Raw genomic sequence first — 20,383 nt, 5'->3', positions numbered from 1 at the left:
TTATGCTTTTATCTGTTTAAATGCTTCTTTTAAATCCGACTTTAAGTCTTCTATATCTTCTAATCCTACTGAAAGTCTAATTAAATCTGTAGTTACTCCAGCCGCTAACTGCTCCTCTTCATTTAACTGCTGATGCGTTGTACTTGAAGGATGAATAATTAGCGATTTTGTATCGCCAATATTAGCAAGTAGGGAAAATATTTTTGTGTTATCTGCTACTTTTTTAGCCGATTCAAAACCTCCCTTAACTCCAAAAGTTACGAGTCCGCTTTGTCCTTCTGGAAGATACACTTCTGCTAATTTTTTATATTTATTATTTTCAAGCCCAGGATAATTTACCCAAGTTACTGCTGCTTGTTTTTCTAACCATTGCGCTAATTCCAATGCATTTTCGCTATGTTTCTTTATTCTTAAAGGAAGTGTTTCTAATCCTTGTAAAATTTGAAATGCATTTAACGGACTCAACGCGCCTCCAAAATCCCTCAAACCTTCTATTCTTACTTTTGCTATAAAAGCAGCCTCTTTTAATACATCATGATAAATTAACCCATGATAACTTGGAGAAGGCTCTGTAAATTCTGGAAATTTACCATTCCCCCAATTAAAAGTACCCGCATCTACAATAACTCCACCAAGTGAAGTTCCATTACCGCAGATATATTTAGTTAGCGAATGAATAACAATATTTGCTCCATGCTCAATAGGTTTTACCAAATAAGAAGTAGCCACTGTATTATCTACTATTAATGGCAGTGCTACTTTTTTTGCTTCCGTAGAAATCGATTTAATATCTAACACGTCCAATTTTGGATTCCCCAAAGATTCTATAAAAAAAGCTCGTGTATTCTCTTGTACGGCATTTGTAAAATTTGCCGCATCATCTGGGTCTACAAATGTGGTTGTAATACCTAACCTAGGAAGTGTGTTGCTCAATAAATTATACGTTCCTCCATACAAGCTACTAGAAGCTACAATATGGTCTCCCGCCTTTAACAACACCAACAAAGCAGTAGAAATAGCCGCCGTTCCTGAGGCTGTTACCACAGAGGCAATCCCACCATCTAAAGCAGCCAAACGTTGCTCCAACACATCGTTTGTTGGGTTGTTTAACCTCGTGTAAATATATCCAGCCTCTGATAAGTTGAATAAATTTGCAGCATGGTCTGTGTTATTAAAAACATAAGAAGACGTTTGGTATATCGGCACAGCTCTTGTACCACCATTTGCTTTTACATCATGCCCAGCATGAAGTGCATCCGTTGAAAATTTTTGTTTACTCATTTCTTTTAAAATTTAATTTGTACCACTTAAAATAGTACTGTTAAGGTGTTAACAAGAAAAGCGTAAACGCGTAAGAATTAAATTCTTGTTATCTATCCACTTACGTGGTAGAATGTAGCACCTTCTCAATCTGAGTTTCCTCGAGACAAAGGGTTGCTAAGGCATCTTCAGGTCTATTCCTTCCGCCTTTCTTGATAACATCTACAAAATGTATTTGAACTACTTCCCCACATTGTGGGATTAACTTTAATCTCGCCTCATAATATTAATGAAGCTTTATATCTTCTACTTCGGGAGCAAATCCACAAAGCAATCAAATGAAACAATTTTACTCGTTTCGACGCAGAACGTCTTGAAATTAAACCCTCTATGAAGGATTCAAAGATTCAGAAAATATATTCATTTTTCCAAATCATCACTAAAAAATCTATTTATAACGAAAAGCTCTCTTTTACTTTATCTATAAAGTCCAACTTTTCCCATGTAAAAAGCTCAACTTCCCTTTCAATTCTACCGTTGTATGGAGATTCAAAAACCTTTGTAACTGTACGAGGTTGTTTTCCCATATGCCCATATGCAGCAGACTCTAAGTATATTGGATTGCGCAATTTTAAACGCTCTTCAATTGCAAACGGACGCATATCGAACAACTGAGCTACTTTTTTGGCTATCTCCCCATCACTCAATCCTACTTTAGAAGTACCATACGTATTTACAAAAATAGAAGTCGGCTCTACCACGCCAATAGCATAACTTACCTGTACTAAAACCTCATCTGCAACTCCTGCTGCCACCAAGTTTTTAGCAATATGGCGAGAAGCATATGCTGCACTACGGTCTACTTTACTTGGATCTTTTCCACTAAAAGCACCGCCTCCATGAGCTCCTTTACCACCGTAAGTATCTACAATAATTTTTCTTCCTGTAAGTCCGCTATCTCCATGAGGACCACCAATTACAAATTTTCCGGTTGGATTGATATGATATTTAATAGTATCATTAAACAACTCCTGAACATATTTTGGCAACTGCTTAACTACTCTTGGAATTAAGATTTCTAAAATATCTTTCTTAATTTGAGTTAGCATCTTCTCATCGTCAGCATCAAATTGATCGTGCTGCGTAGAAAGTACAATGGTATCTATTCTTTGCGGCACATTATCATCTGAATACTCAATAGTAACCTGTGCTTTTGCATCTGGACGTAAATAGGTAATCTCCTTTTCTTCCCGACGCAAATCTGCAAGTCCCATTAATAATTTGTGAGAAATATCTAACGCCAAAGGCATATAGTTTTCGGTTTCATTGGTAGCATACCCAAACATCATCCCTTGGTCTCCAGCACCCTGCTCCTCTTTCGATGCCCTGTCTACCCCTTGGTTAATGTCTTGAGACTGCTCATGAATTAACGAAATAACTCCACAAGAATCTCCACTAAATTGATACGCTCCTTTAGTGTATCCAATTTTATTAATAACCTCACGTGCAATAGACTGTACGTCTAAATACGTAGCGCTTTTTACCTCTCCGGCAAGCACTACTTGCCCAGTAGTTACTAAAGTTTCGCAAGCAACTTTACTCTCTGGATCAAAAGCCAAAAAGTTGTCTAAAAGCGCATCGCTTATTTGATCTGCAATTTTATCTGGATGTCCTTCACTAACAGACTCCGATGTAAATAAATATGCCATAATGTAATTTCTAAACTTCTAAATGGGAAAGAATTTTGACAGGTGCGTCTAAAGGAGTTCATCACTGCTTTAGCTCTTTTTTTACGAGGTGGCAATCAGTCAAATCTTTCCTCAAAATTCTGGGTACAAATGTAAGAATAAGATTGAAACTGAAAAATGTTTAACACTTTTTTATTTGGAGCCCTTTTTTAATTTCTTATTCCCTTTCGCTGTTACCCGCTTTTGCTACTACATGGTAGTTAGCGCAATCGGGGCTAGCAGCAATCGTTTGCGTCTCTTTAAATAATTTATTTTTCTCATTGTAAAGAAAATTATTTTTTATCAAAGCGGCTTATTCTTGTATCTTTACCAAAGTTATTTATCAATATAAAAAAATAGACCCCATGCACGTTGCAATTGCAGGTAATATAGGCGCAGGAAAAACTACATTAACAAGATTACTCTCTAAACATTTCAAATGGGAAGCTCATTTTGAAGATGTGGTAGACAACCCGTATTTAGACGATTTCTACACACAAATGGAGCGTTGGAGTTTTAACTTGCAAATCTATTTCTTAAATAGTCGTTTTAGACAAATTCTAGAAATTCGCGAAAGCGGAAAAAAAATTATTCAAGACAGAACAATATATGAAGATGCCTATATTTTTGCTCCCAATTTACATTCCATGGGCTTGATGACTAATAGGGATTTTAAAAATTACTCTTCTCTTTTTCAATTAATGGAAAGCCTAGTACAATCTCCAGATTTATTAATTTATTTAAGAAGTTCTATTCCTAACTTGGTAAATCAAATTCATAAAAGAGGAAGAGAATATGAAAACTCTATTTCTATTGACTATCTAAGTAGATTAAATGAACGCTACGAAGCATTTATTCATCAATACGACAAAGGAAAACTACTAATTATAGATGTTGACAAGTATAACTTTGTAGACAATCCAGAAGATTTAGGAGAAATTATCAATAAAATTGACGCTGAGATCAACGGACTCTTTTAAAGACTTTTTCTCAGCAGAAACTTTAGCATCTAATTCTCCCTTGGGAGTAGTGAGTGAGTAAAAATAAAGAAGCTAAAAATATTAATTATAATATTTTTAGCTTCTCAAAACTACCCCAAGTTACTCGCATCCTACTCAAACTACGAGCAACAGTTCAGTGTAAATTTAATTATATTTTTTTGATTTACAATAGATTACAATTAAAAAATATAGTTTTCAACTACCTCGAAGCAAGTCCACGAGGTATTCAAATTACTTTTCTTTTAAATCCCTCACTTGTTGTTCTATTTCTTCTGGAGTTCCTTCAATAATTTTTTCTTCAGTAACAATTTTACCATTTACTGTTTTAGTGGTAGTTATTACCGCTTTTGCTGGTTCTAAATCCGCACTCCCAACATTTACACGAATCTCCTTTTGGATAACCTCTTTAGACGTCATTATAACTTCCGAAGAGTGCCCGCCTAAAATAGGCGCAATTACCAATCCTACTAAACAAGTAAGTTTAATTAAAATATTCATGGAAGGTCCAGAAGTATCTTTAAATGGATCTCCAACTGTATCTCCAGTAACAGCCGCTTTATGAGCATCTGATCCTTTGTACGTCATCTCTCCATTTATTTCTACCCCAGCCTCAAAAGATTTTTTTGCATTGTCCCAAGCACCACCTGCATTATTTTGAAAAATTGCCCACATTACACCAGACACACAAACTCCAGCCATATATCCACCTAAAGGTTCTGCACCAAATACCAACCCTATTACAATAGGAGTTATAATGGTTAATAACCCAGGTAATAACATTTCTTTTAGAGCAGCCTTAGTAGAAATTTCAACACATTTGCTATAATCTGGTCTTCCCGTTCCTTCTAAAATACCTGGAATTTCTCTAAACTGCCTCCTTACTTCTTGCACCATTTCCATAGCTGCTTTCCCTACAGACTTCATTGCTAAAGCGGAAAAAACAACAGGAATCATTCCCCCAACAAATAAGGCAGCTAAAACATCTGCTTTAAAAATATTAATTCCGTCAATTCCAGTAAAAGTAACATAAGCTGCAAATAATGCCAAGGCAGTTAAAGCTGCCGAAGCAATAGCAAACCCCTTCCCAACGGCAGCCGTTGTATTTCCTACAGAATCTAATATATCGGTACGCTCTCGTACTTCTGGCTCTAATTCACTCATTTCTGCAATCCCACCAGCATTATCGGCAATTGGCCCAAAGGCATCTATTGCTAATTGCATTGCCGTAGTTGCCATCATTGCCGAAGCCGCAATTGCAACTCCATAAAATCCTGCAAATTCATAAGACCCATAAATAGCTGCTGCAAATAATAACACCGACCAAAACGTAGACATCATCCCTACAGCGAGTCCTGCTATAATATTTGTCCCCGCCCCTGTAGAACTATTTTGAACTATATCTAGTACTGGTTTTTTTCCTAGACTTGTATAATAAGAGGTTACATAAGAAATAAGTGCCCCAACTGCCAATCCAATACAAGCCGACCAAAAAACATTTATAGATGGGATAGCCACGGTATAATCGTTTCCAAAGAATTTCATATCCATTGTCTCAGGAAGCATAAAATCTATTAAAAAATAGCTTGCTAGCAACATCAAAAAAATAGCTGTCCAATTACCAGTATCAAGCGCTTTTTGAACTTGCGGTTCTCTAGCATCATTATTAACTATTTTTACTAAGAAAGTACCTATTATAGAAGCTAAAATTCCAATTCCTGCAATTACTAACGGCAAAAGAATTGGTCCCATATTATTAAAATCATCCGTAAAAGGAGCACTAATACTCATGTCTCGAATAACATAATTTCCTAAAACCATAGCCGCTAAAACTGTAGCTACATAAGACCCAAATAAATCGGCTCCCATTCCTGCTACATCTCCTACATTATCTCCTACGTTATCTGCTATAGTTGCTGGATTTCTAGGATCATCTTCTGGAATTCCCGCTTCTACTTTCCCCACTAAATCTGCTCCTACATCTGCTGCTTTGGTATAAATACCTCCTCCAACACGAGCAAATAACGCAATCGATTCTGCTCCTAAAGAAAAGCCTGCAAGCGCTTCTAAAACAACCGTCATATTTTCATAAAAAGACCCTGCTCCATCTAAAAACTGACCCGTAAAGATTAAAAAGAACAAACTGAGTCCTAAAACTGCTAATCCTGCCACTCCTAGTCCCATTACGGTACCCCCGCCAAAAGAAACCTGTAATGCTTGCGGCAAGCTAGTTTTTGCAGCTTCTGTTGTTCTAGTATTTGCTTCTGTAGCAATTCTCATCCCTATATTTCCTGCTAAGGCAGAAAAAATAGCTCCAATTACAAAAGCAGGAACAATCATCCAACTTGTAGTGTCTACCACTAAAGAAATTCCGAATAAAGCGACTGAGGCGATAATAACAAAAATTAATAGCAGTCTATATTCAGCATTTAAAAAGGCAAGCGCACCTTCTTGGATACTTTTAGAGATAGATTTCATTTTTTCATTTCCTGCAGGTTGGCGCTTCACCCAAACAGCTTTTATCCCCATAAAAATAAGGCCAAGAATGGCCATAAGGATAGGTACATAAATAATATTGGATTCCATATTTATAAGTTAGTTAGTAATTATGTTCTTATAAATGTAAGGAAATCAATAGAATAAAAAAAGCAACAACTTTGCAGTTGTTGCTTTTAATATCTTAAAATAAGATTATTTTTAGTCGATACTAACTTCTTCTCTAGGAACGTCGCTATCTTGAAAACGGTTGATACATTTAGCAACGATATCTTTTGCGTCTTCTAAAGCTCCCCATCCTCCGATAGAAACTTTCTTTTTCTCTAAGTCTTTATATACTTGAAAGAAGTGTTCGATTTCTTTTATTAAATGTGGATTCAATTCGCTTAAATCATTTACACGATTCCAAATTGGATCTGAAACTGGCACACAAATTACTTTCTCATCTGGTCCTTTTTCATCTTCCATATGGAAAACTCCAATTGGTTTTACCTCCATAACACAACCAGGGAAGGTTGGCTCTGTAACCAAGACTAAAACATCTAAAGGATCTCCATCTAACGCTAGTGTTTCAGGAATAAAACCATAATCAGCAGGATACATCATTGAAGAGAAAATCATACGATCGTAACGTATTTTTTTCAATTTAAAATCGTACTCGTATTTGTTTCTACTTCCCTTAGGAATTTCGATTAAAACATCGAAAGTCTTTATTTGATCTGAACTCATCTATTTTTAAATTATAAATTTTGAATTCAGATAATGAACTCAAAACTCGTTATATATTCTTTAAAATGGAGTGCAAAAGTAATGAAAACCAATATTAAAAGCAACAAAAGAAATGTATAGTTCTGTGAACATTATTTTTAGGGTTAAAATCCAATTTAGCTCGTTTTGAGTGGGTTTCTCTTTATTTATAACTAATGTAAGCGCATACTAGTTTCATAAATTCAACTTACTTAAAATTAAGTTAGTCTTTTTGATACACAACTTTTACTCATACAAAACTACCTTCCTATAAACTTTTCTAAACTATTTTTAGTATTAAAATCTAGCTATAACTCAATATTTGAAATGTTATTTATATTCCATTTTTCTTCTTTGTAGTTATAATATATCTCTCCCTCAATTAAAACTCCTTCGATTGGACTTCTAAATACAAAAGAAGCCTTTTTCTCTTGACAATTAATATCATTAAAAAGAATATATATTTTGTGAGAAATACTAGATAGTGAATCAACAAGTTTGATATCTACATCATTATATTTTAATCCATTCAAACTATTATTAAATTTATTTCTATTGAGGTAAATAGGTCGCCGATCATTTAATTCAAGATGTAAATATTGGTTTACTTCAGAATTTTTTAAAATAGAAAAAAGGAGTTCTTGTTTTTCTATATTTGAAAAACAAATAATTTTTACTTTTTCAACATTACTATCTATTTTATTCCTTTTATTAAAATTACAAGAAGATAGTAATATGCAAACATTAATAAAAAATATCTTGATTAAACTCATTACTTTTTATTTAAGATTAACATGGCATTGGTTGAGTGTACATCTTGGCCGTATACTGCAAGTTCAAAGAGAATACCTTCTTCACCAGGATAGTCTATACCATCCATATTATCTCCATAATGAACATATTCATGTAATATTGTAGTACCAATATAAAATAGCCAGGCATCTTCTATGCCTTGGTCATTTATATTCTGCTCTAAAGCTCTTACATAATCTATATCTAAGTAAATATCATCTGGGGTATTTACACTAAATGCTCCTGTTGTTTTATGACTTGTATTGAGTGCAAAATTATTAAGCTGAACAATATTTAGTGTCGGCCCATGATTCCATTTCAAATCCTCTTTTATTTGTTCAGCTGACAAACCTGTTATATTTTTAATTGCATTTACAATTTTAGGATTATCACCTACTTTTGGTAATTGATTTTTTAAATACTCAGTTAATTTCGGGTATATGTTTTGGTAATTACTTCCTTTAGGATATTTAATTAAAGGAGAAAAGGAAACAACATATTCTTCATTTATCATTGCATCCATAGCTTCCAATGCAAACTCTCTGGCTTGGCTAGTAGCCTTTAATGTTGTTGGATTAGTATTTTCAGTTAGATATCTTAATAACTGTACACTCTCAACAGGATGACTATTTAACCAAGAGTATCTATAATAATTTAAACCTCTATCTAATAAATAATAAATTTTAAATGCTAAACTGCTCTCTACTTCTAAAGCTGTAGCAGGGCCAAGCGGAGTGTCTATGACTCCAGATTGATTAACCGGATCTCCTCCCCCCTGAGGATTACCAGGAAAAGATGGGTCTCCAGGATCAGAGCCACCTCCAGCACCTCCTCCGCCAGAAGAAGTAATTGGGCAATTTACGTCTATAACAAGTGTAACTTCGCATCTTCCTGGAAAATGGCAGGTCGATCCATCCGTATATAAAAACCATCTACGTTCTGGGGTGTAATGATACATATCTATATTCATCATACACCCATTACTATATATTATTTTAGAAGATAAATTCTTGTTATCTTTATCAAATATAGGATTGTAATTCAAATCGAAAACAGCCCTAGCTGTATATGCGTTTTCATCACCTTTTATATAATTTAATAAATCATATTCATATCTAACAATGTATTCTTCTATAAGTTCACCACCTTTTCTCCTAATAATATAATTATCAAATGTATATTTTGGTTGATTAGGGTTCAATATTTCAAATGTGTATGATACATAATTATTAGCCTCAGAAACTTTTATGACTTTATCTGTAAGTATGTTATAATCATATAGCAAACTATCATTCTTACTAATCAGATGCTCCTTTTTATTAAACTTACTTTCTATATCTACTGCTAATTCATGATATATTGAGTCTGTTTTAAACTCTTCATAGCTTACCTCAGTGATATTAAAATCACTTCCTGAATCAACACTACTGTTATCTATAATGATTTCTTCCTTTTCGCATCCAAAAAAGATAACTAATAAAAGTAAAAAAAATAGTGATTTAAGCAAAATTTTTAAGGGGGGGGGGGGATAGAGGGTAGTTTTCTCATGGTTCAAGATTTTAGCTAAACGTTGATATTTTCTCAAATATAAAACATATATTCGATAACAACAAGATAAAAAGGAAATATAATCGACAAAAAGCAGTTTTAAACACCAAAAAACCACTACGTGGATTAAAACACAAACTCCAAATTCCCAGTAATTGAGAAAGGACGGGCATCTGGAATATCTAAGTAATTCCCTCGGAAGTTAAAATCGATGCGGATAATTTTAAAGATATTGGCTATTCCAAAAGAGTATTCGTAATACACCTCATCTGTTGGGGCACGAAGAATTGCACCTGCGGGTGCGCTTAAAGCAATATTTGCATCAGAAATCTCTCCCCAAACAGCTCTTAAACCAACAATTTCTCGTAGATCTAATTTTTTAAGAAATGGAATTTTTGAAAATAAACGACCATTAAAATTATGTTCTATCTGCCCAGACACATACGTATCGGTTACAAATTCGTAGAAATTAAGGTTAGGAAAGGTATTAAATATAGAAAAATACGTTTGGTTACCAGGAATTGGGCTTAATAAACTCAACGGAACTTCCCCAAAAGTTTTCCCAGCTTCTACTGTGGTTATAGTACGACCTATACCGCCTAATTGAAATGGTTGACGGTAATAAAACTGAAGTTTCTCGTAATTAAAATCACTCTCTAAAAAGCCTTTTAGGCCTGCTGTATATACCAAATATAAACGTGCAAAATTACTGTTTACATTACTTCTCTCTACTCCATAGCCTGTAGTTTTTCTTCCTGGGGTAAAATCAAGAGAAACATTAACATCATACTGCTTGGTCTCACTAGAGATTCCTCCTGGAGCGTCTGGATCTACATAATCTAAATTAAAATCTTCTGGTAAAGCAGAACGCAAGGTTCTAAAATTGGTTTCTGTTTTTAAAACTAAATTTTTTACAGGCTCATATTCTATTCCGAAAGTAGTAAGATTTAAATCGGTTAACGTATTATTACTTCCTGCGGTAAAAATTGCTGAAGAAGCAAAACTTCTTCCTAAAACATCGGAAGAAGATGTTAAACTTGTTCCGAGTTGCTCTACATCTCTTCTAGTCCCACCAGAGATTATGAGTCGGTTTTTTCTATCTAAAAGCCACTTTCCTGAAAACCCGTATTTAAACTTTTTATCTTTAAAACCGTAGGCTGTATACCCTTGCAATCGCCATGGGTCGTTTGGTCCGAAGTACGTTCTTCCTCCTGCCCTCAGGCGTATTCCTTCTGCTTCGTTATACCCAAAACTGGAATATATAGGTCCGAAATCCAGATTAAGTTTTGGTATTTCTACATATCCAGAAACTAAAATGGTTGTTAAATCGTATAAACGTTTAAATTTTGGAACTGTTTTTAAGGTGTCTAACATTTTGTAAACTCCCTTTTCGTCATCATTTAAACTTTCTAAACGATTTTGATCCCAAAAAGTACTATCTCGATTATAAATTAATTCATTATATGGATCTACCCGTTTATTATAAAAACTTTTAGGTTTCTCTTTATCAAACTCATAATTATTGTAAACAGTAGTTCTTTTTCCGTATAGTCCACGAGACTCTTCCTTTTTACGCAAACTAAAATCGCTCAATAAATAATCTCTTTTCAGCAGAAAAACAGAGTCGCTTAACACCTCAAACTCTTGTTCAATATAAAGCTCCTTCACCCAGTTTACATTGGCGCTTTTTGAGACTTGCATATTTATATCTTTTACTGCAAATGTGGTATCGTTTACCCAAAAATTCCCTTTAAAGGTCATTTCATTTTTTCTTCGAGGATAATAAACAATGTTATAGCACCATTTATTATCTACATAAGAACTATCGGTTAGCACATAATTATACACATCTACTCCCGTTTTTGAAAGCGGACTCACAAAACTTTTATTAAAAAGTTTTATATAGTTATTGTAAATATTATAATCTGCATAAAGGTCTTTTACAAAAGATATTACGCTTTGATTTGTATTGAATCCAGAATTTTTATTTCCGACTAATCTTTCAACCTTTTCGTTCATTTTATTATCTCCATAAACTTCCGAAACGGCCTCATTTATAAAGATTGGGAGGTATGTTTTCCCGGTAACATTTGAAGTATCTACTTGATCAAAAATAAATTCCATCCCTTTGAAAATATTTTTGCTCATAAAAGCACTGTCGATAGTATTAAAGTCGAATTCTATTTTTTCGTATTTATCATATTTATATTGATCGAAAAGATAAATTCCGTTTTGACGTTTTTTTGCCCATACTTTTTTAAGAATTTCGATGGCTGGATTCCCCTTTTTAGGCTGCTTTCCTACATAAAGCACTACTTCATCTAGCTCCTCCCCTTCATTTAATACTACTTTTAAATCGTAGTTTACTTTCTTTTCTAATTTTATTTCCTCTGAGGCGTACCCAATTAAAGTAACCGACAAAATATCATAGGTAGAGTCGGATTCTAAATAAAAACGTCCTTCTTCATTAGTAATAGTCCCTTCAGAAGAATTTGGGAACATTACATTTGCGTAAGGAATTTCTATCCCTTCACTGTCTACAACAATACCGCTCACTTTAGTTTGAGCAGCTACTGTAATTGAAAAAAATATTATAAATAGGGATAGTATGTACTTCATATAAATAAAAAAACTTCACTGGCTAAAGATAGTCAGTGAAGTTATATTAACGAAAAATTTCGCTTATTTGTATAAAACTTTTTTTACAGCCTTCACAACATCCCCTGCATTTGGCAACCATTCTTCTAAAAGAACAGGAGAATAAGGAGCAGGTGTATCTGCTGTATTAATTTTAATAATTGGTGCATCTAAATAATCAAATGCTTGTGATTGAACTTGATACGTTATCTCTGTAGCGATATTTCCGAAAGGCCAAGCCTCTTCAAGAATAACCAAACGATTTGTTTTCTTAACAGATTTCAAAATAGTTTCATGATCCATCGGTCTTACAGTTCTAAGGTCGATAATTTCACAACTAATGCCATCTTTTTCTAATTCGTCTGCAGCTTTGTATGCTTCTTTAATAATTTTCCCAAAAGAAACAATGGTAACATCACTTCCTTCTCTTTTTATATCTGCAACTCCTAATGGAATAGTATAATCTCCTTCTGGAACTTCTCCTTTATCTCCATACATCTGTTCAGATTCCATAAAAATAACTGGATCATCATCTCTAATAGCTGCCTTTAATAACCCTTTTGCATCGTTTGGATTTGATGGAACTACTACTTTTAAACCAGGACAGTTAGCAAACCAACTTTCAAAAGCCTGAGAGTGTGTTGCTCCTAACTGACCAGCAGAAGCTGTAGGACCACGAAAAACGATTGGACAATTTAATTGCCCACCCGACATCTGGCGGATTTTTGCTGCGTTATTAATAATCTGGTCAATCCCTACCAAAGCAAAGTTAAAGGTCATAAACTCAATAATTGGTCTATTTCCATTCATTGCAGAACCAACACCGATTCCAGCAAAACCAAGTTCAGAAATTGGTGTGTCCAATACGCGCTCAGGACCAAATTCGTCTAACATCCCTTTAGAAGCCTTGTATGCACCATTGTATTCTGCAACCTCTTCCCCCATAAGGTAAATCGATTCATCTCTACGCATCTCCTCGCTCATTGCCTCGCATACCGCTTCTCTAAACTGAATTGTTTTCATCTATTTTATTTGATATTATTAAAGTCTATTTTATTTAAGCATAGCAAAAATAGTAATTCTATGAGAACTATCTCCATAAGATTTTAATAAAAAAATATTATGCATGCATAGCATATTTTGTAAATTATCAGTATCTTCGTAACACATATAGTAAAATCACAAAAAATTACCTAAAATATGAAGATATTAGTGTGTATAAGCCACGTACCAGACACTACGTCAAAAATAAATTTTACTGACGGAGATTCAAAGTTTGATACAAATGGTGTGCAATTTGTTATAAATCCGAATGACGAGTTTGGATTAACACGTGCCATGTGGTTCAAAGAAAAACAAGGAGCTACCGTAACAGTAGTGAATGTTGGAGGAACAGAGACCGAACCTACACTGAGAAAAGCATTAGCTATTGGTGCAGATGAAGCCATAAGAATAAATACAAACCCAACCGATGGTTTTTTTGTTGCAAAACAATTAGCCAATGTTGCTAAAGATTTTGATTTAATAATTGCAGGAAGAGAATCTATCGACTATAATGGAGGAATGGTTCCTGGAATGCTAGCTACCTTAATTGATGCTAATTTTGTAAATAATTGTATCAGTTTAGAGGTTGAAGGAGAAAATGCAACAGCAATTCGAGAAATTGACGGTGGAAAAGAAACCTTAAAAACTACATTCCCATTAGTTATTGGAGGACAAAAAGGTCTTGTGGAAGAAAGCGACCTAAAAATACCTAATATGAGAGGTATTATGATGGCCCGTAAAAAAGCCCTTAATGTTGTTGAGCCAGTAGACGCTAGCATAAGCACAAAGGCTGTAGCCTTTGAAAAACCCGCTGCTAAAGGCGCTATAAAATTAGTAGCTCCAGACAATTTGGACGAACTAGTAAGTCTTTTACATAACGAAGCTAAAGTAATATAACAAAATACAAAGTAAAAAGATAAAAGTAGGTAGTTGAATAGAAATTAAATTTCTTTCTACATAGAGAAATACTAAACTTTCAACTTTTTCAACCTTCAACTTTTTAACTTTTTAACTTTTTAACTTTTAACTAAAAACATATGTCTGTTCTTGTTTATACTGAAACGGAAAACGGAAAACTTAAAAAAACAGCTCTAGAAGTTGCTTCTTACGCAAAAGGCGTTGCCGATATGCTTGGAACCAGCGTTACTGCTGTAACTGTAAATGCAACCGATACCGCTGAATTAGGAAAATACGGGGTTGAAAAAGTTTTAACCGTTACAAACGATAAATTAAATAATTTTAATGCAAAAGCATATGCTGATGTTTTAAAACAAGCTGCTGCTAAAGAAAATAGCAAGGTAATTGTAATAAGTTCTAGTGCAAATGCTAAATTTTTAGCACCTATTTTAGCTATTAATCTCAATGCAGGATATGCCTCAAATGTTGTTGCATTACCAGAAAGTGAAAGTCCTTTTAAAGTAAAACGCACCGCTTTTACCAATAAAGCATTCAATATTACAGAAATTTCTACAGATGTAAAATTAGTAGGATTATCTAAAAATGCTTTCGGTTTAAAAGAAAGTGATGCTGCAGCTACTACGGAAGATTTTACTCCTGAATTAAATGAAGGAGATTTCTCTACGGAAGTAACTTCTGTAGACAAAGTAACTGGAAAAGTAACTATTGCTGATGCTGAAATTGTAGTATCTGCTGGTCGTGGATTAAAAGGGCCTGAAAATTGGGGAATGATTGAAGAATTAGCCGATGTTCTAGGTGCTGCAACTGCTTGTTCAAAACCAGTTTCCGATATGGGATGGCGTCCACATGGAGAACATGTTGGACAAACAGGGAAACCAGTAGCTGCCAATCTTTATATTGCTGTAGGAATATCTGGAGCTATACAACATTTGGCAGGGATTAATGCTTCAAAAGTAAAAGTGGTTATTAATAATGACCCAGAAGCTCCCTTCTTTAAGGCTGCAGACTACGGGGTTGTAGGGGATGCTTTCGAAGTGGTTCCTCAGTTAATCGAAAAATTGAAAGAATTTAAAGCGAATAACGCATAATTTTTGTTAAATTGTGCCCCTAAAGGGCTGTCTAAATTTTGGGATTTGCCCATTGTTTAGACAGCCTTTGCTATTTTAAATGATGTATGAGTTTAGTAAAATTAAACATAAAGGGGATTTCATATAGTCAGACCCAAAATGGAGCTTACGCTTTGATATTAAATGAAGTGGAAGGAGAAAGAAAGCTCCCTATTGTAATTGGTGCCTTTGAAGCACAATCAATTGCCATAGCGCTTGAAAAAGAAATAAAACCACCAAGACCTTTAACACACGACTTATTTAAGAGCTTTGCAGATCGCTTTGAAATTGTTGTTAAACAGGTTATTATTCATAAATTGGTGGATGGTGTTTTTTATTCGAGCATTATTTGTGAACGCGATAAAATTGAAGAAATAATAGATGCCAGAACAAGCGATGCTATTGCCCTAGCATTACGTTTTAATGCACCTATATTTACCTATAAAAACATTTTAGATAAAGCTGGAATTTTTCTCAAATTTTCGCCTAAAGAAGAAGGAGAGGAAGAAAAAGAAAGCATTATTGTTGATGAAATTTTAAGTGGAGAATCTGCTCCAAAAGCTAGTGATACATCCTATAAAACATATTCTCTTCAAGAATTATACACCATGCTCGACGGTGCTGTTGCTAATGAAGATTATGAGAAGGCTGCTAAAATTAGAGATGAAATTTCTAAAAGAGAAAACAATTAAGTTTTAAAAAAACTAATTAAGACAAAAAACAGAATTAACCCGCCAAGCTAAACACCTAATAAGGGAAATAACAGTAGTATTATAAATGTTATTTTAAAGAAATTTACCTAAAATAAGGATACAAATAAAAACGTGTTGAAAAAAATACTATTACTACTATTAGCAATTTGTTTTACCGGTACATTGGTAGCACAAGACATTGAAAAAAAATGGTCTTCTTCTGAAAATACCACTTCAAAATCTGCAATAAGTAAATTGAATTTCAATGAAGGCGACTTTAATTTCACTCAAAAAAACAACAACTATAAAGGGAGTTATATCTTTCAGAATAACAATCTCATATTTTATTTTGATGCTCCAACCGATAGTTTAGAAAGGTATAAAGTAATCGAACTAACAGATTCTACTTTGGTTTTTGGAAATAAAACAAACTCCTACCAACTAATAGCAACTCCTTCTCAAGATAATGTTCTTGTTTCTGAACAAGAATACCAAGAATTAATTCCAAACCAAGGCTTTAGCTTTAACAGCTTATGGAGAGGTGTATTAGGAATGGCATCTTTACTATTCATAGCTTTTTTGTTTAGCAGCAACAGAAAAGCTATTAATTGGAAAACAGTAGGAATAGGACTCGCAGCTCAATTAATACTAGCTATTGGGGTTTTAGAAATTTCTTTTGTCCAAAATACTTTTGAATGGATTGGTAGTATTTTTGTTTTAATCCTAGATTTTACAGCCGCAGGGAGTGAATTTCTGCTAGGAGATTTAATGAATGCCGACAGTTTCGGATTTATTTTCTTATTTCAAGTGCTTCCAACTATTGTATTCTTTTCGGCACTTACCTCTGTTTTATTCTATTTAGGGGTTATTCAAATAGTAGTAAAAGGGATGGCAATTGTGCTTTCTAAATTATTAGGAATTTCTGGAGCCGAAAGTTTATCGGTTGCTGGAAATATTTTTTTAGGACAAACAGAAGCTCCACTAATGATTAAGGCATATTTAGAGCGCATGACTCGTTCTGAAATCTTACTTGTTATGGTTGGTGGAATGGCTACTGTTGCTGGTGGTGTGTTAGCTGCCTATATTGGATTTTTAGGGGGCGATGACCCAGAACTTAGACTTCAATTTGCAAAACATTTGTTAGCAGCCTCAGTAATGGCAGCTCCAGGAGCAATAGTAATTTCAAAAATGCTATATCCACAACAGGAAAAAGTTAATACAGATGTAGAAGTTTCTACCGATAAAATTGGTTCCAACATACTTGATGCCATAGCAAATGGTACCACCGAAGGTTTAAAATTAGCCGCCAATGTTGGCGCTATGCTTTTAGTTTTTATTGCGTTTATTGCAATGATAAACTATGTTTTAGGCTGGATTGGAGATCTTACAACTTTAAATACCGTTTTAGCTGATAATACGCCTTATGAATCATTTTCATTGGAATCTATTTTAGGTTTTATTTTTGCTCCTCTTATGTGGTTAATTGGGGTTGCTAAAGAAGATATGATGCTTATGGGGCAATTACTGGGTATTAAACTTGCAGCTAGTGAGTTTGTAGGGTACGTACAATTGGCTAGCTTAAAAGACATAACAAGCCTTACACATTTTACTTACAATAAATCTGTTATTATGGCTACCTATATGTTATGTGGATTTGCAAATTTTGCTTCTATTGGAATTCAAATTGGCGGAATTGGTTCATTAGCACCAGGGCAACGTAAAAATTTATCAGAATTTGGAATGAAAGCCGTTATTGGAGGTTCTATTGCCTCATTATTATCGGCCACAATTGCTGGAATGATTATTGGGTAAGTCCAAATGTGTTGCAAAGTTGTGAAGAGGTAAAGAAGCAAATTCAGTAGGTAGTGCTCTGTATATTTCTTCATGACAACGTAACTTCATAGCTTTTTTAAGAAGCGAAATTGCGAATTTGTAGAGCTGCAAAGTCCGAAGTCAGGAGTGTTCAGTACTCAGTTAGCGATTTCTTTCTTCGCAACAACGTAACCTTGTAAAATCGTAACTCTTTAAGAGGCGAAATTGCGAATTTGTAGAGCTGCAAAGCCCAAAGTACGAAAAAACTCAGGACCGACTTCTGACTTCTGGCTCATTAATCTCAAGACCCAAAACCGTTAATAACCTTTTAATAAATTAAGAAGTTCCTACATTAATTATTGAGAGGCTTTTTCTATTTTCGTAAAAGTTTGCGTTAGGGATTGAAGCAAGGTACCGTGTACCGCGAAAAGCCCGCCCCAACCTTTTTGTTGGGGAACGCCCAGAAAATTCTTACTTAGATTATATAACAAATGAAGCAGTACCACGACCTTGTTAAGCACGTATTAGCAAACGGAAATGAAAAAGGAGATAGAACAGGAACGGGAACCAAAAGTGTTTTTGGCTACCAAATGCGTTTCGATTTAAGTGAAGGTTTCCCTATGGTAACAACCAAAAAACTGCATTTAAAATCTATTATTTATGAACTGTTATGGTTTCTAAATGGCGATACAAATGTAAAATACTTACAAGATAATGGGGTACGTATTTGGAACGAATGGGCAGACGAAAATGGAGATTTAGGTCCCGTTTACGGTCATCAATGGAGAAATTGGAACAGTGAAGAAATAGACCAAATAAAGGAGGTTGTGGAGACTTTAAAAAACAATCCAAATAGTAGAAGGATGTTAGTTTCCGCTTGGAACCCAAGTGTTTTGCCAGATACTTCTGTTTCGTTTTCTGAAAATGTTGCTAATGGAAAGGCGGCTTTACCTCCCTGCCATGCTTTTTTTCAGTTTTATGTTGCCGATGGAAAACTTTCTTGCCAATTATACCAACGAAGTGCCGATATTTTTTTAGGGGTGCCCTTCAACATAGCTTCTTATGCTTTATTTACAATGATGATGGCACAAGTTTGTGGTTATAAAGCTGGCGATTTTATCCATACTTTTGGAGATGCTCATATCTACAACAACCATTTAGAGCAATTGGAACTACAGCTATCTAGAGAGCCAAAACCCTTGCCTACAATGAAGCTTAACCCCGAAGTAAAAGATATTTTTAGCTTTAAGTTTGAAGATTTTACTTTAGAAAATTACGAGTACCATCCGCATATTAAAGGAGCTGTTGCGGTGTAATTCTAAAATTACATTCATTTTTTAATCGTTAAATTAGTTTTTAACAACTTTTAACTAAGCATCTTGCAATGCATACGTTAAAATCCTTATTTTTAATAAAAAAACAAAGGAAAAAGTTACTAAATGTTAATAACCAATGAAATTATTAGCAATTTTCTTCAAACAAGAATCGCTACGGAAGAAATTTGTGCACCATTAACTCAAGAAGATTATGTTGTGCAACCTATTGAAAATGTATCTCCTCCAAAATGGCATTTAGGACATACAACATGGTTTTTTGAAGAGTTTATTTTAAAACAATACAATCCTGATTATAAAGAATTTGATTCGCAATTTAGCTATATATTTAACAGCTATTACGAAAGTGTAGGTGATAAAATTTTAAGAACAGACCGTGGCAATCTTACACGTCCATCTGTAGAAGAGGTTTATAAATATCGAGATTATGTTACCAATTGTCTCTCTGAATTTTTAGATGATAATTTAACAGAAGAAATTAGCAGTTTGGTAACCATAGGAATCCATCATGAAAAACAACATCAGGAATTACTGTTTACAGATATAAAGTATATTTTAGGAAACAATCCGCTTTTACCACATTATTCTGAAACTTTTGAAGAAAATCTAATTGAAAAACAGAAATCTAAGTGGATTAAAATTCCAGAAGGCACTTATGAAATTGGTCACGCTACAAACGATTTTTGTTTTGATAATGAATTAGGAAAACATAAGGTTTTTCTCCATAACTATAAAATCTCAAACAAACTTATTACCAACGAAGAATACCTTGAATTTATAAATGATGGTGGATATAACAACTTTAATTTTTGGCATGCCGAAGGCTGGGATTGGATTCGAGCTAACACTATAAAAGCACCTCTATATTGGCATAAAATTGATAACGAATGGCATCAATACACCTTTAAAGGATTAAAACCAATTAACCTTGAAGCTCCCATAACACACGTTTCTTACTACGAAGCTTTTGCATATGCTGAATGGAGAGGATTACGCTTGCCAACAGAATTTGAATGGGAGGTTGCTCAAGATTATTTTGACTGGGGGAAACGATGGGAGTGGACAGAAAGCGCTTACCTCCCCTATCCTTACTACAAAAAAGCAGCAGGAGCTTTAGGTGAGTATAATGGCAAGTTTATGGTAAATCAAAAAGTACTTAGAGGTGGATCTGTGGTAACTTCCAAAGATCATACTCGTTATACATATCGAAACTTTTTTCATCCGCATTTAAGATGGCAATTTACTGGAATTAGACTTGCCAAAAGATAAACT

General features: G+C 34.2%; 15 protein-coding genes and 1 riboswitch. Of the genes, 7 read left to right on the top strand and 8 right to left on the bottom strand.

Annotated features, from left to right (window positions below):
• Both AC13CQ_RS04640 and metK read right to left on the bottom strand, forming a co-directional pair.
• The gene (locus AC13CQ_RS04640) at nucleotides 1–1,281 is read right to left on the bottom strand and encodes an O-acetylhomoserine aminocarboxypropyltransferase/cysteine synthase family protein (RefSeq protein ID WP_474507348.1); all 1,281 of its coding nucleotides are present in this window, start codon (nucleotides 1,279–1,281) and stop codon (nucleotides 1–3) included.
• An 85-nt stretch (nucleotides 1,282–1,366) separates the two neighbouring features.
• Nucleotides 1,367–1,482: riboswitch (SAM riboswitch) on the bottom strand.
• A gap of 230 nt (nucleotides 1,483–1,712) precedes the next feature.
• Entirely contained in the window at nucleotides 1,713–2,969 is a 1,257-nt protein-coding gene (gene metK / locus AC13CQ_RS04635; RefSeq protein ID WP_008612308.1) for a methionine adenosyltransferase, read from the bottom strand.
• A gap of 383 nt (nucleotides 2,970–3,352) precedes the next feature.
• Here metK and AC13CQ_RS04630 point away from each other — a divergent pair, with 383 nt between their 5' ends.
• Nucleotides 3,353–3,967, top strand: coding sequence for a deoxynucleoside kinase (locus AC13CQ_RS04630; RefSeq protein WP_008612306.1), 615 nt, complete (start codon nucleotides 3,353–3,355; stop codon nucleotides 3,965–3,967).
• A gap of 252 nt (nucleotides 3,968–4,219) precedes the next feature.
• On the opposite strand, the gene AC13CQ_RS04625 is transcribed toward AC13CQ_RS04630, so the two are convergent.
• From AC13CQ_RS04625 to AC13CQ_RS04600, 6 genes are all read right to left on the bottom strand, one after another.
• Nucleotides 4,220–6,571 carry a sodium-translocating pyrophosphatase gene (locus tag AC13CQ_RS04625; RefSeq protein ID WP_335587738.1) on the bottom strand — a complete coding sequence of 784 codons (2,352 nt, stop codon included), beginning with the start codon at nucleotides 6,569–6,571 and terminating at the stop codon, nucleotides 4,220–4,222.
• A gap of 111 nt (nucleotides 6,572–6,682) precedes the next feature.
• Nucleotides 6,683–7,210: an inorganic diphosphatase gene (locus AC13CQ_RS04620; RefSeq protein ID WP_008612302.1), complete on the bottom strand. Its 528-nt coding sequence runs from the start codon at nucleotides 7,208–7,210 to the stop codon at nucleotides 6,683–6,685.
• Nucleotides 7,211–7,536: 326 nt separating this feature from the next.
• Complete coding sequence (locus AC13CQ_RS04615; RefSeq protein ID WP_474507817.1) at nucleotides 7,537–8,001, bottom strand: hypothetical protein; 465 nt, start codon at nucleotides 7,999–8,001, stop codon at nucleotides 7,537–7,539.
• A complete protein-coding gene (locus AC13CQ_RS04610; RefSeq protein WP_482882714.1) occupies nucleotides 8,001–9,527 on the bottom strand; it encodes a hypothetical protein in 1,527 nt (508 codons plus the stop codon). Before AC13CQ_RS04610 ends, AC13CQ_RS04615 begins: the two co-directional genes overlap by 1 nt.
• Before the next feature lie 167 nt (nucleotides 9,528–9,694).
• Nucleotides 9,695–12,187, bottom strand: a complete 2,493-nt coding sequence (locus AC13CQ_RS04605; protein WP_008612301.1) for a DUF5686 family protein — start codon at nucleotides 12,185–12,187, stop codon at nucleotides 9,695–9,697.
• A 63-nt stretch (nucleotides 12,188–12,250) separates the two neighbouring features.
• Nucleotides 12,251–13,228 (bottom strand): pyruvate dehydrogenase complex E1 component subunit beta, encoded by a 978-nt coding sequence (locus tag AC13CQ_RS04600; protein WP_008612300.1) that lies wholly within the window; start codon nucleotides 13,226–13,228, stop codon nucleotides 12,251–12,253.
• A 177-nt stretch (nucleotides 13,229–13,405) separates the two neighbouring features.
• On the opposite strand from AC13CQ_RS04600, the gene AC13CQ_RS04595 reads away from it, so the two are divergent.
• The 6 genes from AC13CQ_RS04595 to egtB all read left to right on the top strand — a co-directional run bounded on the left by AC13CQ_RS04595 (nucleotide 13,406) and on the right by egtB (nucleotide 20,380).
• Nucleotides 13,406–14,146 carry an electron transfer flavoprotein subunit beta/FixA family protein gene (locus AC13CQ_RS04595; protein ID WP_335587740.1) on the top strand — a complete coding sequence of 247 codons (741 nt, stop codon included), beginning with the start codon at nucleotides 13,406–13,408 and terminating at the stop codon, nucleotides 14,144–14,146.
• Between the two features lie 140 nt (nucleotides 14,147–14,286).
• Nucleotides 14,287–15,255 carry an electron transfer flavoprotein subunit alpha/FixB family protein gene (locus AC13CQ_RS04590; RefSeq protein ID WP_335587741.1) on the top strand — a complete coding sequence of 323 codons (969 nt, stop codon included), beginning with the start codon at nucleotides 14,287–14,289 and terminating at the stop codon, nucleotides 15,253–15,255.
• 86 nt (nucleotides 15,256–15,341) lie between these two features.
• A complete protein-coding gene (locus AC13CQ_RS04585) occupies nucleotides 15,342–15,965 on the top strand; it encodes a bifunctional nuclease family protein (RefSeq protein WP_008612295.1) in 624 nt (207 codons plus the stop codon).
• 135 nt (nucleotides 15,966–16,100) lie between these two features.
• Complete coding sequence (locus AC13CQ_RS04580) at nucleotides 16,101–17,777, top strand: nucleoside transporter C-terminal domain-containing protein (protein WP_335587742.1); 1,677 nt, start codon at nucleotides 16,101–16,103, stop codon at nucleotides 17,775–17,777.
• A 491-nt stretch (nucleotides 17,778–18,268) separates the two neighbouring features.
• Nucleotides 18,269–19,093 (top strand): thymidylate synthase, encoded by an 825-nt coding sequence (locus AC13CQ_RS04575; RefSeq protein WP_456865400.1) that lies wholly within the window; start codon nucleotides 18,269–18,271, stop codon nucleotides 19,091–19,093.
• 123 nt (nucleotides 19,094–19,216) lie between these two features.
• A complete protein-coding gene (gene egtB / locus AC13CQ_RS04570; RefSeq protein WP_008612291.1) occupies nucleotides 19,217–20,380 on the top strand; it encodes an ergothioneine biosynthesis protein EgtB in 1,164 nt (387 codons plus the stop codon).
• Nucleotides 20,381–20,383 lie beyond the last annotated feature (3 nt).

The sequence above is a fragment of the Galbibacter sp. L-19 genome, from assembly GCF_056857615.1.
The sequence above is the reverse complement of the archived record's forward strand: the minus strand, read 5'-3'. Positions and strand labels throughout refer to the sequence as shown.